Source organism: Moraxella sp. CTOTU46711, from assembly GCF_031975715.1.
Lineage (GTDB): Bacteria > Pseudomonadota > Gammaproteobacteria > Pseudomonadales > Moraxellaceae > Faucicola.
In genome coordinates, this window is the sequence record NZ_DALYMP010000001.1 from 399,409 (window position 1) to 415,030 (window position 15,622).

At 43.6% G+C, this 15,622-nt stretch carries 11 protein-coding genes; 8 read left to right on the plus strand and 3 right to left on the minus strand.

Annotated elements, in window-relative coordinates:
* Positions 1-9 precede the first annotated feature (9 nt).
* The 5 genes from RTJ53_RS01770 to ggt all read left to right on the plus strand — a co-directional run bounded on the left by RTJ53_RS01770 (position 10) and on the right by ggt (position 6,637).
* Entirely contained in the window at positions 10-1,719 is a 1,710-nt protein-coding gene (locus tag RTJ53_RS01770) for a nitrite/sulfite reductase (RefSeq protein ID WP_312275577.1), read from the plus strand.
* Between the two features lie 3 nt (positions 1,720-1,722).
* Positions 1,723-2,298 carry a DUF934 domain-containing protein gene (locus RTJ53_RS01775; protein ID WP_312275578.1) on the plus strand — a complete coding sequence of 192 codons (576 nt, stop codon included), beginning with the start codon at positions 1,723-1,725 and terminating at the stop codon, positions 2,296-2,298.
* Positions 2,299-2,517: 219 nt separating this feature from the next.
* Positions 2,518-3,153, plus strand: coding sequence for a phosphoadenosine phosphosulfate reductase domain-containing protein (locus tag RTJ53_RS01780; protein WP_007115334.1), 636 nt, complete (start codon positions 2,518-2,520; stop codon positions 3,151-3,153).
* An 88-nt stretch (positions 3,154-3,241) separates the two neighbouring features.
* Positions 3,242-4,642 carry a siroheme synthase CysG gene (gene cysG, locus RTJ53_RS01785; protein ID WP_312275579.1) on the plus strand — a complete coding sequence of 467 codons (1,401 nt, stop codon included), beginning with the start codon at positions 3,242-3,244 and terminating at the stop codon, positions 4,640-4,642.
* A 225-nt stretch (positions 4,643-4,867) separates the two neighbouring features.
* Positions 4,868-6,637, plus strand: a complete 1,770-nt coding sequence (gene ggt, locus RTJ53_RS01790) for a gamma-glutamyltransferase (RefSeq protein ID WP_312275580.1) — start codon at positions 4,868-4,870, stop codon at positions 6,635-6,637.
* A gap of 79 nt (positions 6,638-6,716) precedes the next feature.
* On the opposite strand, the gene RTJ53_RS01795 is transcribed toward ggt, so the two are convergent.
* Together RTJ53_RS01795 and folE are read right to left on the minus strand one after the other, a co-directional pair.
* On the minus strand, positions 6,717-7,775 hold the full coding sequence (locus RTJ53_RS01795; protein ID WP_312275581.1) for an NAD(P)H-dependent flavin oxidoreductase: 1,059 nt from the start codon (positions 7,773-7,775) through the stop codon (positions 6,717-6,719).
* A gap of 226 nt (positions 7,776-8,001) precedes the next feature.
* Positions 8,002-8,580, minus strand: a complete 579-nt coding sequence (folE, locus tag RTJ53_RS01800) for a GTP cyclohydrolase I FolE (RefSeq protein WP_007115330.1) — start codon at positions 8,578-8,580, stop codon at positions 8,002-8,004.
* Positions 8,581-8,769: 189 nt separating this feature from the next.
* Between folE and RTJ53_RS01805 the strand changes: the two genes are divergently transcribed.
* Both RTJ53_RS01805 and RTJ53_RS01810 read left to right on the plus strand, forming a co-directional pair.
* A complete protein-coding gene (locus RTJ53_RS01805) occupies positions 8,770-9,573 on the plus strand; it encodes an enoyl-ACP reductase FabI (RefSeq protein ID WP_312275582.1) in 804 nt (267 codons plus the stop codon).
* 186 nt (positions 9,574-9,759) lie between these two features.
* A complete protein-coding gene (locus tag RTJ53_RS01810) occupies positions 9,760-10,431 on the plus strand; it encodes a YoaK family protein (RefSeq protein WP_312275583.1) in 672 nt (223 codons plus the stop codon).
* Positions 10,432-10,455: 24 nt separating this feature from the next.
* On the opposite strand, the gene RTJ53_RS01815 is transcribed toward RTJ53_RS01810, so the two are convergent.
* Positions 10,456-10,674, minus strand: a complete 219-nt coding sequence (locus RTJ53_RS01815) for a hypothetical protein (protein ID WP_312275584.1) — start codon at positions 10,672-10,674, stop codon at positions 10,456-10,458.
* Positions 10,675-11,050: 376 nt separating this feature from the next.
* Here RTJ53_RS01815 and RTJ53_RS01820 point away from each other — a divergent pair, with 376 nt between their 5' ends.
* The gene (locus RTJ53_RS01820) at positions 11,051-15,616 is read left to right on the plus strand and encodes an exodeoxyribonuclease V subunit gamma (protein ID WP_312275585.1); all 4,566 of its coding nucleotides are present in this window, start codon (positions 11,051-11,053) and stop codon (positions 15,614-15,616) included.
* Positions 15,617-15,622 lie beyond the last annotated feature (6 nt).

Here is a 15,622-nt window from a genome sequence, read left to right on the forward strand (position 1 = left end):
GGAATCCGCATGTATAAATACAACGCAATTGACCAACAATTGGTAGACGATCGGGTCGAGCAGTTTCGCGACCAAACCCGACGTTTTTTGGCTGGCGAGCTCAGTGAAGAAGCGTACTTGCCATTACGCCTGATGAACGGTCTATATATTCAGCGTCATGCGCCGATGCTTCGCGTGGCGATTCCTTATGGTCTGCTTGCGACGTATCAACTGCGTAAACTTGCCGACATCAGCGAAAAATACGACCGTGGCTATGGTCATATCACCACCCGTACCAATATGCAATTTAACTGGCCAAAATTAGAAGAAGTGCCCGATATTTTGGCAGAATTGGCATCGGTACAAATGCATGCGATTCAAACCTCGGGCAACTGTATACGCAATACCACCACTGACCAGTTTGCCGGTGTGACGGCTGATGAAATTGCTGATCCGCGCCCGTATTGTGAAATCATTCGCCAATGGTCAACGTTTCACCCAGAATTTACCTATTTACCGCGTAAATTTAAAATTGCGGTTATCGGTACTCGGTCAGATCGTGCCGCGACCCAGCTTCATGATATTGGCTTGCATGTCGTCAAAAATGACGCAGGTGACATCGGCTTTGAAGTGATTGTGGGCGGTGGTCTAGGTCGCACGCCTGTGATTGGCAAAGTGATTCGTCCGTTTTTACCTGAACGCCATTTACTCTCTTATTTAGATGCCATCTTACGTATCTACAACCAATACGGTCGCCGTGACAACAAATACAAAGCGCGTATCAAGATTTTGGTTGAAAGTATGGGTGCCGAGGAGTTTTCACGAATCGTGGAAGAAGATTGGCAAAAACACAATAAAGATGGTGCGTTAACACTGACAGCTGCGCAAATTGAACACGCCAAAACCTACTTTCCACCGCCAGCGTATCAAACATTTAGCCAACAACAATTGCAAGCTAGCCAAGACAAATTGGCTGCCCAGTTTGAAGATAGCGAGTTTGTGCGTTGGTTTAACCAAAATACCCGCGAGCATAAAGTCAAAGGCTATCACGTGGTGATTATCTCACTCAAACATTTTATGCAAGACACCGGCGATATCACAGCTACCCAAATGCGCGTGGTGGCTGATTTGGCGGATAAATACAGCTTTGGTGAAGTGCGCGGCACCCATCATCAAAACTTGGTGCTCACGGATGTCAAACTTGAAGATGTGTATGACATCTATCAGGTGCTCAAACAATATGACCTTGCCCGCCCAAATATTGGCTTATTGACGGATATTATCTCATGTCCAGGCTTTGACTATTGCTCATTGGCCAATGCCAGCACCTTAAATATCGTTAACCAAGTCAACCAGTATTTCCAAGACGCAGACTTTGTCCATGATATTGGTGAAATTCGCCTAAACATGTCAGGCTGTATGAATGCCTGTGCGCATCACCACGTCGCTGATATCGGTATTTTGGGCGTGGATAAAAAAGGCGAGCATTGGTACCAAATCTCGCTCGGTGGTAGATCGGGTCAAAACGCTAAATTAGGCGATATTTTGGGTAAATCCGTGCCTGTCGATGCGGTTGCGGCGACGGTGGATGATATCCTGCAAGTCTATCTTAAATACCGTCAAGCGGCGGATACCGACTTTGGTAGTGAAACGTTTGCCGAAGTTATTGATCGTATCGGCATTGAGCCATTTAAAGAATATGTATATCGTGACAAATCAGAACAGCCGGTGGAGGGATAAGCCATGGCACTCATTAACCAAAGCCAAGTGATTGATAATGTAAAGTCAGTGAGCGTGAGTATTCATGAGCAAAAAATCGAGCATATCGACCCATCCCAGTATGCCTCAGATATCACTGAAATTTTGGTGGACTATCGCCCTGTCGAATTTAGCGAGAAAAATCCGCCAAAACCGCAGTTAGAAGCGGATGATTTGGTAGCATTATCCAATCGGTTAGGCGATAAAAAACTGGGTATTATTTTATCGGGTGCTAGTGATTATCAGTTTTTGCAACAGGACTTTATCAAAGTGATGCCGCTACTGTCCGTGATTGTGATTGATTTTCATGGTTTTCGTGATGGACGCGGTTATAGTTTGGCGCAAAAGATTCAGCAACATCCCAGTTATACCCCCGCTATTGTGTTGCGTGCTAGTGGTGATATCTTACCAGATACGTTGCAGCTGCTCACTGAAGTAGGGTTTAGTGAGTTTGATATTAGAGACAGCGATTTTAATCCCAGTTGGTTTGATTATTTTGTCGATATCAAACACCGTTATACAGGTCGCAGTGTGACGCAATTACCGATTTTTGCCATTTAATTATTGAATGATGCTAAGATTGAGCGAATCTAAGGGTTCGCTTTTTTAATGTTAGCAGGTTGCTACCTTGTCGTTTCGAATTTCTGGTTTCTGCATTTCAAGTTAATTTGTTAATTCTAAATTTTCATAATAATATCATTAAAAATCATTTTTTAAACATCGCATAATTGATTAGCATAGCGTATCCCAATTTTTCACCATAAAACATTAGGAAATCCAATGAGCAATAAACTAAATATCGACCTAGACAAAGCTAACGCAGAATTGAATGGCAAAACCCCAGAGGAAATCATTGCTTGGGCACTGGCACAAGGTAGTAATCCTATCATCACTACCAACTTTCGCCCTTATGAAGTGGTACTGTTAGAGATGGTTGCCAAACAACGTCCTGATATCAAAGTATTGTTCGTGGATTCTGGCTACAACACGGAAGCGACTTATCGTCATGCGCAAGATTTGATTAAACGTCTAAACTTAAACGTGATTACCTACTTGCCACAACAAACCGCAGCTTGGCGTGATGTCGAGTTCAATGGTGTACCTAGCGTCAATAACCCAGCGCACGAAAAATTCACCCAACAAGTTAAACTTGAGCCATTTGGACGTGCGTTAAAAGAAATTGCCCCTGATGTGTGGATTAATGCGATTCGTAAAGACCAAACAGAATTTCGTCAATCGCTTGACGTGTTGTCAGAAAGCAAAGACGGCGTGTTAAAAGTAGCCCCATTGTTTCATTGGTCAGAAGATGACCTAGAAGCTTACTTAAAAGAGCATGATTTGCCAAATGAACATGACTACTTTGACCCTACCAAGGTAGAAGAGAACCGTGAATGTGGTCTACACACACAATTATAATTTTTGATCGGCAGTATGTATAAAAATGTTAAGCTGAACTTCGGTTCAGCTTAATTGTTCTTGTCACTATCTAATGTTGAGAATGTCTATGAATACCTTACCGCTATTTTTTAAATTAGAAAATCGCCCCGTACTCGTGGTTGGCGGTGGGGAAGTGGCACTGCGTAAAGCGGATTTGCTCGATAAAGCTGGCGCGACAATCACCTTTGTCGCACCCAGCTATGAGCCAAGACTCACTGCGCAATTTAGTGATTCTCGTCATCAATTAATTAACGATGTTTATCATCAAAAATATTTGGATAAACAAACCATTGTCATTGCTTGTACCGATGATGAAACAGTGAATGCGCAGATTTTTCAAGACTGTGAAGCCCGTTTTATCCCAGTCAATGTCGTCGATAATCCACCGCTATGTACCTTTATCTTTCCTGCCATCGTCGACCGCAATCCGATTACCATTGCAGTATCAAGTGCAGGCAAAGCCCCCGTGCTGGCAAGACTGCTGCGAGCCAAAATCGAAACAGTGGTGCCACCGCAATATGGCGAATTAGCAGGATTGGCCGGTAAATTTCGCGATAAAGTGAAAGCTGCATTGCCCAATGTGACGGCTAGACGCAAGTTTTGGGAACAAGCCTTTGAAGGGCAAGTGGCGGAATCGGTATTTGAGGGTAATTCAAATAGCCTAAGCAAAGCTGAAAGCCAACTTGAAACCCTGCTAAAACAGCACGCCAACAATCAGCCGACAGATAAAGCACAGCTTGGCAAAGTGTATATTGTGGGTGCAGGGGCAGGCGATCCTGATTTGCTAACTTTTAAAGCGCTACGATTGATGCAACAAGCGGATGTAGTGTTTTATGATAATTTGGTTTCAGCGCAGATTCTCGATCTGTGCAGGCGTGATGCCACCAAAATCTACGTCGGCAAAAAAGCCAGTGATCATGCGGTAAGGCAAGAAAAAATCAATGAGCTACTCGTGGAACAGGCGCAGCAAGGAAAACGCGTGTTACGCCTCAAAGGCGGTGACCCGTATGTATTTGGGCGGGGCGGCGAAGAAGCCGAGCAATTGGTTACAGCTGGGATTGAGTTTGAAGTCGTGCCGGGCATCACCGCAGCCACCGCGGCGGCAAGCTGTGCCGGTATTCCATTGACTCACCGTGCGTATGCGCACTCTGTCAAGTTCGTCACCGCCTCTCTTAAGACGGATACCATCAATGAAGACTTTGCCAGCTGGCTTGATGATAACCAAACCGTGGTTTTTTATATGGGATTAAAGCAGCTTGATAAACTGACGAGTGGCTTGATTGACGCAGGAAAAAATCCCAGTACGCCGATTGCGATTGTGTCCAATGCCAGCTTGCCCCATCAGCAAGTTTTGACAGGCACGCTTGAGACCATCGTGGCAAAACAAGCCGAGGCAAACTTGCCCGCCCCAGCGATTTTAATTATGGGCAATGTGGTTAAGCTACATCACAGACTTAATAAACCATAGCAATCTTTAATTGATGGGGTATGGCAGTTAAAAAACCTTGCAGATTGTGGTAAATACTTATAGCTTAAATATCCGTTAGAAAAATTAACGAATGGGTCAGCTAACAGAAACATTTTTGTCACAATTTAATATGACGTTTTTTGTGAAAGGATTTATGTATATTGTAGCAATACATATTATTTGTATCTGCTACAACATCAACTAGTACTTTAGAAGGATAGGGACATGCGACTAAAACCTAAACTGATTTTAACCAATCTGTCATTGGCTTTAATGTTGGTGATATCACCCATTGCCCAAAGCAAACTATTACCACAACCAGCCACCAATGCTAGCCAGTTAGCGGCAAATCGCTACGATAGCAGTAATGATATCTTTCATCCTGTCTATGGTAAAAATGGTATGGTGGCTTCCGAGCAAGGGTTAGCAACGCAAGTTGGTTTGGATATTTTAAAACAAGGCGGGAATGCTATCGATGCGGCGGTCGCGGTTGGATTTGCCTTAGCAGTCGTCTTGCCAAATGCAGGCAACATTGGTGGTGGTGGTTTTATGGTGTTGCATGATGATAAAACTGGCAAAGATGTTGCGATTGATTTTCGCGAAATTGCGCCAGCCAAAGCTAGCCGTGATATGTACCTTGATAATCAAGGTAATGTTATTGATGGAAAATCATTGTTCACGCATGACGCTTCAGGTGTCCCTGGTACAGTAGCTGGGATGGAATACGCGCTAAAAAAATGGGGTACAATGCCATTATCTAAAGTGCTGGAGCCTGCAATTAAGCTTGCAGACAAAGGGTTTGTTGTCAGTGATGTATTGGCACAGACGTTAAAAGAAGAAAAATCAACACTGGGTAAATGGTCAGCTAGCAAAGCGATTTTTTTCAAAAACGGTGAACCGCTGAAATCTGGTGATTTGTTGGTACAAAAAGATTTGGCGAAATCATTGCGTTTGATTGCCAAACAAGGGGCAAAAGCATTTTATCAAGGTGAAATCGCCACAAAAATTGCTAAAGAAATGCAATCACATGGTGGCACAATGACACTTGAAGATTTAAAAGCATATAAAGTTGTTGAGCGTCAGCCCATTATTGGTGATTATCGAGGCTATAAAGTTGTAACCATGCCACCCCCAAGTTCGGGTGGTGTACACTTGATTGAGATATTAAATATGCTTGAGCATTACCCTATCAAAGAAGATGGGGTCAATAGTGCCAAAAATATTCACCACATGGCAGAGAGTATGAAATTAGCTTATGCTGACCGCTCAGAATATTTGGGTGACCCGGATTTTGTCAAAATCCCTGTCACAGGTTTAACATCGAAAGCATATGCTAACGAACGGGTCAAAACGATTGATGATAATAAAGCAAGACTTTCATCAAACATTAAACCTGGCAAACCACAACCTTATGAAAGTGACCAGACTACGCATTTTTCCGTTATGGATAAAGCGGGCAATGCCGCTGCTGTCACCTATACATTAAATCTTAACTTTGGTAGTGGCATTGTTGCAGCAGGCACAGGGATTTTACTCAATAATGAAATGGATGACTTCTCAGTGAAACCCGGTGTGCCAAATGCGTTTGGTCTAGTGGGTGGTACTGCCAATGCGATTGAAGCAAAAAAACGTCCACTTTCTTCAATGACACCAACAATTGTCATGAAGAACAATAAACCTTGGCTTGTGACAGGTAGTCCGGGTGGGGCTCGTATCATCACGACTGTATTGCAAAGTGTGGTTAATACCATTGACCATGAAATGAATCCAGCAGAAGCGATAATTACACCAAGAGTTCATCACCAATGGTTACCCGATGAGCTTAGAGTTGAAGAAGGCATTAGTCCTGATACGATAAAATTGTTGCAAGACAAAGGTCATAAAGTTGTTACTAAAGCACCAATGGGACGTATTCAAATTATTCAAGCTGATGACTCTGGGTTCTATGGCTATTCTGACCCAAGAAATCCTGATGGCAAAACATTAGGTTTCTAAACAATTCATTAAAAAAAACGTGAGTGATGCGACTCACGTTTTTTTTACTAACAAAATATATCAAGATTATTTTTTGCAATTAGTAGCCAAGTAAATCTTGAATAATTTTATCTACTGTACCACTTTTCGCCAATCTCGCATTTTGCCCTGCCCACAGTGAGCTAAATTCATCACTTCCCATGCTTTCGGCTTTGGCTTTAATGGGGTTGCTGACAAACGATGCATGGGGAAATGGCGGTGCAGATTCGCTAATATATCCCGTTTCTTGCATAAAGCGATTGACAATCCCACGTGCTAAGCCGCCACTAAATAGATTGGTTAAAGCGGTGTGTTCGGCTCGCTCACTTAGCAGTGCCTTGCGGTGAAAGTCTTTGGTATCACACTCATCTGCCAGCAAAAAAGCAGTACCCACCTGTACTGCACTAGCCCCCATAGCAAACGCTGCTTGTGCGGTAGCGTTGTCGCTGATACCGCCTGCCGCAATCACCGGCAAACTGACAGAGCCGATGATATTGGGCAATAGGCTAAAAGTGCCCGCTTGCAGCGTCACATCTTGGCTTAAAAACATACCCCGATGCCCACCCGCTTCCAACCCCTGCGCGATAATCATATCCGCCCCATTGGCTTGCAGCCAGCGCGCTTCCGCAGGCGTGGTGGCGGAGGATATCACAATCGCCCCGGATTTTTTGACGATATTTAATAAAGCTTTGTCAGGTAACCCAAAATGAAAACTCACCACAGGGACTTTTAAATCCGACAATAGCGCTGCTTGTTCATGGGTAAATGGCTGACGTCCACCGGTTGTGGCTATCTCATCTTGCGTCAAACCAAATTCTTGATAATAAGGTTGTAGGGCATTAAACCATTTTTCTTGCATCGCTTGGGTATAGACAGGTTGTTGATGCGCAAAAAAATTGACATTAAATGGCGCATCGGTCGCTTGGCGGATACTCGCAATTTCACTTTCGATTTTTTGTAGGCTGAGCAGGGCGCCCGGCAGTGAGCCAAGTCCGCCTACTTGGCACACAGCGATAGCAAGTTTACTGTCTTGGACACCTGCCATCGGCGCTTGGATGATGGGCAATTGAGCTTTAACGTAGTTAAGAAAGCTGTTAATCGCCTTGGTATGATGGATCATTTTATATTCCTTGTTATTGTTTTAATTTTAATGTCTTACAGGGCAAAAATCGAAAACCATTTTAGTGTATCGCCAATAGATGATCTTGAAAAGTACTATATGCCCGTTATAAAGCGTCTGAATATAAAACCCCAGTAACATTACTGGGGCTTTTTTGACTAGTTAATTTTGGTTGACTAATTAAGCATTAAGTTTAGGTACTGAGCTTAGGTATTAAGTTTAGATACTAGGCGCTTGGGATCGCCATTAACAGCGCTTGTCTTGCCTCGGTATTGTGTTTGAATTCGCCCAGTAGTGACATACTGCGGGTATCGGATTTTTGTTTCATCACCCCGCGCATCATCATGCACATATGCGCGGCATCCATCACCACTGCTGCGCCTTTTGCCCCTGTCATATCCATCACCGCTTGTGCGATTTGGCGGGTTAGGTTTTCTTGAATTTGCAAACGTCGGGCATACATATCCACGATGCGTGCCATTTTTGACAGTCCAATCACTTTGCCATCGGGCAGATACGCCACATGGGCAACGCCATAAAAAGGCAACATGTGATGCTCACACATCGAATAAAATTCGATATTTTTTACCATGACCAGTTCATTATTATCAGTTGGAAAAATCGCGTTGTTGGTAATTTCGACCAAATCTTGATGATAGCCTTGGGTCAAAAAACTAAAGGCTTTAGCGGCGCGTTCTGGGGTATTAAGCAGTCCTTCACGTGTTAAGTCTTCCCCTGTTGATGCAATGAGGGTACGGTAGGCATCACTGTTTTGTTGGATAATCTCGTCAAAATTTGCAGGCATAGTCATGATAATATTTAAGTTTAAAAAAATAGGCATAGCTTAACGCTTTACCACTATTTGTAAAGCGATTTTTGTCACAAACGCCATGAAAATCACTAAATTTGCTTTGTTTGGGTTTTTTGCTAGAATTAACCCCTAATTTTGAGCTATTATAGTGCATATTCGTTCACTGAAAAATAAGGAAAAACCATGCTATTAACAGGGAAGCGTTTCGTTGTTACCGGTATCGCCAGTAAATTATCGATTGCTTGGGGTATCGCAGAAGCGTTACATCGTGAAGGCGCGAGTTTAATTTTGACCTATCCGAATGAAAAAATGAAAAAACGCGTGGATATGGCAGCCGAAACTTTTGGTGCAGAGAAGGTATTGGCGTGTGATGTGGCATCAGATAGCGAAATCGAAGCGTGTTTTGCCCAAGTTGCTGCACACTGGCCAGAGGGCATTGATGGGGTCGTACATGCGATTGGTTTTGCCCCTGCCGATCAGCTAGATGGTGATTTTACCCAAGTGACCACCCGTGAAGGCTTTGCCATTGCCCATGATATTAGTAGCTACAGCTTTGTGGCGCTTGCTAAAGCCAGCCGTGAGTTACTGGCAAAACGCCAAGGCTCGCTGTTAACCTTGACGTATGAAGGCAGTATTCACGTGTTGCCAAACTACAATGTCATGGGTCTAGCCAAAGCCAGTCTGGAAGCGAGTATTCGCTACCTTGCGAGCTCAATGGGTAGCGATGGTATCCGTGTCAATGGGATTTCTGCAGGTCCGATTCGTACTTTGGCGGCCAGTGGTATCAAATCATTTCGTAAAATGCTCGACACCAACGCCAAAATGTCACCGCTACAGCGCAATGTCAATATTGAAGAAGTCGGCAATGCCGCGATGTTCTTGTTATCGCCTTGGGCGTCTGGTATCACCGGCGAGATTTTATTTGTCGATGCTGGGTTTAATACCGTGGCACTCTCTGAACAAGTGATGAGGCAGGTAGAGGACTGATTTTTAGGCGGGTAGTTGATAAAAGAGCGACCATGGTTGCTCTTTTTTTTGGTTGCTGTTTTTTGCTTACTTTTTTTAATTGATGTTTGGATAGGGATTGCAAAGCCGTCTGGTTAAGCTTACCATTTTTTGTCAGGCTTAACATGTTTGGCAAATCAGGTAAAGACTGATAGATGGCGGTAGCTAATGATTAATAAATTACCTAAGTGGATTTTATGGGGTGGCTGCGTGCTGGCGTTTAATGCAGGGTGTATCAATAGCACCGCATTAGTCGGCTTCACGCACTTATCTGCTTCTCATGTAACGGGCAATGTGACGCTATTTGCCACAGCATTAGCGGAACAGCACTACCAGCAGATGGCGATGGTTTGTATTGTGCTGTTATCGTTTTTATCTGGGGCAGTTATCAGTGGCTTTGTGGTGGGTAGTACGGCATTAAAAGAAGGTAAGCGCTATGGCAAGGCTTTGTTAATTGAAGCAAGTTTATTAATCATCAGTTTGATTTTATTTAGCTATCAGTCGTTTTGGGGGCAGGTGTTTGCCGCGATGGCTTGCGGACTGCAAAATTCGATGGTCGCGACCTATAGCGGTGCGGTGATTCGCACCACCCATTTGACAGGGTTGACCTCAGATATGGGCTCAACTTTGGGTAATTGGCTGGCAGGCAGACCGATTAATAAGAAGATGTTCGTGTTTCAAGCGATGATATGGTATAGCTTTTGTGGCGGCGGGGTATTGGGTGCTTTGGGCTATATCCACTACAAATACATGACGCTGATGTTACCCATTGTGATTGTATTATCTTCAGCACTGGCTTATCAAACGTATTTATTAACCCGTAAAAAAACGGCTAAGTAAATACCTTAACCGTTTGATTTTATCTTATTCTTCATTTTCGTCTTCATCTTCATCTTCGAATTTTTTTGCCTCATGTAACATATCAAGTAGCGATTCATCAGAGCCCTTAGAGGTAGGAGTGCTCGCATTATCTTGGTTGATGTCGGTACGATTGATGCCTTCCATCGCTTCATTAGCAACATCAGATTGGGCATTGTCTAATTGAGATTTGTCGATAGGGTTAGCGTTAGTATTGTCAGTCATGGTCGTCTCCTTATTGTTTTCTCTTATACGGTTGTTTTCTTTTATACGTTAGACCTAGTAAGCTTAATATTATAAGTAAAACAAATGGCTTACAACACTTAAAAATGAAACGTAACCAAAAATATACTCATGAGTGACGTAGGGATAAGTTTATCACTTTGTTAGCTATATATTACTCGCTTTGGATTGCATACTTTGTAGTGCATGGCAATTAAGTAAGTTAGGGAGATTGACAGAATGCTGGCGACACTCAATGTCGTGAATGTTGCAATTCGGGCGATTTTTTCATTGAGCGGTGATGGTGGTGCATTTTTTTGCTGTATAATTTTTTGAGCGACCCACTCACTATCCATAAAAATTCTTGAGTATTTACTGCATGCTAACGATTGTACAAAGTAATAAAATCGATACGCTATTTGACCATTTGTTAAAGGCTTACAAAAATCCCAGTTATCAAAGCTCAATTTTTGAGCCATTTCAGGTGATTGTGCCATCTAAAGTCATGGGGGAGTGGTTAAAAAAACAAGTCGCAGATAAGGCAGGCATCAGCACCTTAGTAACCACCGAATTTTGGGGTCGCTATTTTTTGGGTTTGATGCAGCGGGTTTTAAGAACCTATGCGCGCATCTCGGAAGACGACGATATATTAGACGTGCCAGAAGTGGCAATGCTATCCAAAAACGTCATGCAGTGGCAAATCTTTGGCTATTTAACCCAGTACCGACAAGCCATTGTGAAGCAGCCGCAACATCCGCTTTATCCATTTTTATCCCCGTTGGTTGAAGATAAAGAAGCAGATAGCCCAAATACGACTGGTTTTGCACCTGATACACCAGCCACCATTGATAGTTTGAGCTGGGCGAATAACCAATCGCTACTGTCTAATGACGTGATTAGCCAATCTGCTGAATTGCAAACCCAAGATCAACGCATCTGGCAGCTAGCGAGTGATATGGCAAATATGCTCAATCGCTATATGACTTATCGTCCGCAGTGGCTTACTCATTGGGGGCAAGACAAGCCTGTGGCGGTGAGTGACATGATTGCCAAAAAAGATGCGCTGCATAACCGCTTAAACGGGCGGGATGCGTCCAATGCCATTGACACGCCAGACTGGCTTGTTGAGCACTATGAACAGTTAGAAGCCGCTCAGCGATTTTTATGGCGACAACTGTTTGATAATGACTACCAGTTTCGCGAGCTGCTGCATCAGCAGTTTTGGCAAGCATTAAACCATTCAGAGAGCCGTATCCGCAATATCAGTCGTAGCAAGTTACCAAAACACGTGTTTTTATTTACTTTGCAGCAGTTACCGCCGACAGAATTGCTGGATTTACAACGCTTAGGGGTGCTCACCGACGTCACGATTTTACACTTTAATCCGTCAGAGCAATTTTGGGCAGATATCGTCGATAAAAACTGGCTCATGCAGATGCAAATGGAAGACGATACTAGCAAGCATGACGCTTGGTATCTAAAGGATTATGGTCATACCTTGTTATCAAGGTTTGGCAAACAATCGCGTGAAGTGTTTGCCATGCTGGCAAGCTTATCGGGTAATGAATATGAACATGTACTGTGGCAAGATGACTTTGATAATACCCCGCCCAATACGTTACTTGAATTTATCCAACATGACATCTTAATGCTAGAAGAAGTCGCCACCACCGCCAAAATCAATGACATGCTTAAACTGGTGAAAGGCGATGAAACAAAAGCAGCAAAAGTAGCGAGTGAAGATAGCCGCCAAAATCTCGTGCAGCAAACCCAGCTTTTGCAGCAGCAGCTTGCCAATATTCAAAGTAATGGGCTTAAAGATATCGAATCCACGCTTGGTCTATACAAAGCCATCAAAGACAAACTCAAGCAAGAATCCAACAAGCAACTTGAAAACGTGGAAAAATGGCGACCCAAACCACTTGATACCAGTATTGCCATTCATGTCTGTCATAGCATGGTGCGCCAGCTTGAAGTGCTACGAAGTATGATTATCGGGTGGCTAAATTATAGCGATATGCAAGCCACACCCGCGCAAATTCCCACCGATCCTTGGGATAGACGGGCGTTATCAGATATTTTGGTGTTATTGCCCGATATCGAAACCCACCAAAACATCATCGAAGCCACGTTCCCCAAACATGTGGGCGGCGATGGCTATCAATTGCCCGCCAAAGTGACAGGCGTGGTGGCAAAAGATATCAACCGACTTTGGCAAGCGATTACAGGGTACTACACGCTGCTCAATCGGGCAGGCGCTCGGTTTCAGCGTAGCGAAGTATTTGATTGGTTGATGCTAGCACCGCTATATGAAAGCTTTGGGCTTAATTTGGAGCAGATGACCCGTGCTTGTGATTTGCTGACTCAGGCAGGATTTATTCGCGGGTTTGACGAGCTGCATTTGCAGCAAACCTTAAGTGCTGCCGATGATGACTATCGATACACCTTTGCTTACGCGCTTGAGCGCTTGGTTGCTGGCGTGATGATGCCCAAAGCCACGGTGGTCAGTTTTGGCGAGTATACCAATAGCTTTGGCGTGGTAGAGAAGTTTGTACCACTGACAAACTTGACCATGGCAGATGCCGACATCGTCGCTGTGCTGTGTAATATTTATCAAACGTTGGATGACAATCGTTATCTAGGTAATGACGTCAAAACCCTGCCTGACTGGCTAACTCAAATAGAAAAACTCATTCAGCAAAAATTTAGCCTATTTAATCAAACCAATGCGTGGCGCGCAATTTTTGCCGCACAAAATGACCTAAAAGAAAATATCGAAGCCAATAGCAAATACCTCGCTACGGTAACAAGTAAAACCGCAAAAAACCCCAACCCGCCTACTGAGTCAGTGCAGCAAATTGACACCGAGAATTTGCCACTTAAACTCACTTTTGTACTTGAAAACATCGCCCAATCGATTATCAATCAGCAAGTAAGTGCGGAGCCGTCAGGCGTGATTACCTTTGCCCGTATCGGTTCAGTACGCAGCCTGCCCTATAAGTTGGTGGTGATGCTCAATTTAAATTTATCTGAATTTCCAAAGCAAGAGCAGCAAAACCGTTATAACTTAATGCAGGCAGGATTACCGATTCGCGGTGACAGATTTAGAGAAGATGACGATTTAGGCGCGTTTTTGGATTCGCTACTGTGCGCCAAGCAAGCGTGCTGGATATTTTATAATGGTAAAAGTACCACAGATACCCACGAGCATTTACCTGCCAGTCCCGTACAGGAATTACTCGACTTTTTGCAAAACCGAATGGCAAGTGATGAAGCTATTGTTGACCCCAATAAAGACCAAAATAGCCTAAGCAATAATTCGCAAAATTCCCAATCAGCCAACTTTGAACAATGGGTAAAAGCGTATTTGGTCACCCATCATGCCGCCTTGCCATTTGATAAAAGTTATTTTGAATTGGCGCAAACTGAGGATAGCAGCGAGCATAAATATAAAGGTATTCACAGTCCCGAGCAAAGTCCCGAGCAAATTAATGACGATAGGGTATCCCCTGATTTACAACAAACCACAGCCAGCCTAAACCAGCAAATCAAGCTGTCAAAAACTGCCCTGTACCCACCTGCCAAAATTTGGCACAATCTTTATACGGCGTTGCAAGATAAAAATGCTACGTCCACTCAGCCAATCGTGCAGGTTTGGGATACAAAGCAACTAACTGACTGGCTATCGCAGTGGCAACAACTAAAACAGCAGCTGTCCGACCTGCCTGAACAGTCGCAGCAGCATTATGTCAATTTGAGCAAAATCGTTGGTAACCTAGCCGATCCTGCCAAAGCCTTTGTGAAGGCACAAAACATTGCTATCCCTGTCCAAGGTGATAATGATAGTGGTAATAATGATAACGAGTTTGAATCGTTAACCTTGGATGCGTTAGATGGCTGGTTATTGCGTAAATCTTTGTTAGATGCTTTTTTTGCCCAAGCCTTGTCCGATAAGGGCGATAATACCCATAATAACCATCAAAACGAGATGAAACTCGCACTAGAGTCGCAAAAGCCAATCACTCAACAATCAATCAACATTGCTATCAATGAGTTATTGCCAGCCGGGGTGAACCGCTACCAATCGTTGCAGCAAAATCAGCAACAACTCAAAAAAGATTTGCAGGACTTTGTTCATCACTTAAAAACCATCAGCCAACAGCTCGATGCTACTGAGACAAAGTTGTTAGGGAATTTTTATTCAGATAAATTTGGGGCATTAGATGTACAAAATACGGACGAAGTCATCCACTGGGTGGCAACGGCGTTAACCCCCTGTGAAGAGCAGCGAATCGCCATTAGTGCCTTGGCGCTAGATAAACAAGCGGGACTGATGGATAGTAAAGAAAGCTGGGTCATCACTGCCAACCTGCCATTATATAAACCGTATCAATCAATTGAAGATCAGGTTGCAGCAGCTGCCAATCCCAGCTATTGGTTAAATTATTTGCCAACCTCTGGCAAAGAAAAATACCTGTTGCAATTTTGGTTGCATCATTTATGTTGGCAAGTACTTCGCCGCACCACGGCTCAACAAGCACAGCTGAATGATGGCTTTTCGCTATGGCAGTTTAGCAATAAAAAAACCGTGTATCTACCTGCCATCCCTTGTGAGCAAGCCTGTGGTTATTTGCAGGATATTGTGATGGTGTATCAACTCATTGATAGCGTCGTAACCATTGTACCGCCTGCTTTTTGCCTGTCATTTTTACAAAAACAACAAAAACAGCCAGAGGCGCCAGCTAGCCAGCATCTAGGTGATTGGCTAAAAGACAGTAATTTTAATTTTGTGGATGTGAACCAGTTTGACTACCCGATTTGGCAGCATTTAATCGGCGATTATAAACCATCGGTGGTTATTGGGTTTGCACAGACGTTGGGCGCGCTGATTTATGAGCCTATGTTATCTATGGTTAAAGAATTGCACCAACTTATTGAAGCATGACACGCA

Coding starts and splice junctions, on each gene's coding strand:
- RTJ53_RS01780 (WP_007115334.1), top strand. CDS start 2,518: ATGAGCAATAAACTAAATATCGACCTAGACAAAGCTAACGCAGAATTG.
- ggt (WP_312275580.1), top strand. CDS start 4,868: ATGCGACTAAAACCTAAACTGATTTTAACCAATCTGTCATTGGCTTTA.
- RTJ53_RS01795 (WP_312275581.1), bottom strand. CDS start 7,775: ATGATCCATCATACCAAGGCGATTAACAGCTTTCTTAACTACGTTAAA.
- cysG (WP_312275579.1), top strand. CDS start 3,242: ATGAATACCTTACCGCTATTTTTTAAATTAGAAAATCGCCCCGTACTC.
- folE (WP_007115330.1), bottom strand. CDS start 8,580: ATGCCTGCAAATTTTGACGAGATTATCCAACAAAACAGTGATGCCTAC.
- RTJ53_RS01815 (WP_312275584.1), bottom strand. CDS start 10,674: ATGACTGACAATACTAACGCTAACCCTATCGACAAATCTCAATTAGAC.
- RTJ53_RS01805 (WP_312275582.1), top strand. CDS start 8,770: ATGCTATTAACAGGGAAGCGTTTCGTTGTTACCGGTATCGCCAGTAAA.
- RTJ53_RS01810 (WP_312275583.1), top strand. CDS start 9,760: ATGATTAATAAATTACCTAAGTGGATTTTATGGGGTGGCTGCGTGCTG.
- RTJ53_RS01775 (WP_312275578.1), top strand. CDS start 1,723: ATGGCACTCATTAACCAAAGCCAAGTGATTGATAATGTAAAGTCAGTG.
- RTJ53_RS01820 (WP_312275585.1), top strand. CDS start 11,051: ATGCTAACGATTGTACAAAGTAATAAAATCGATACGCTATTTGACCAT.
- RTJ53_RS01770 (WP_312275577.1), top strand. CDS start 10: ATGTATAAATACAACGCAATTGACCAACAATTGGTAGACGATCGGGTC.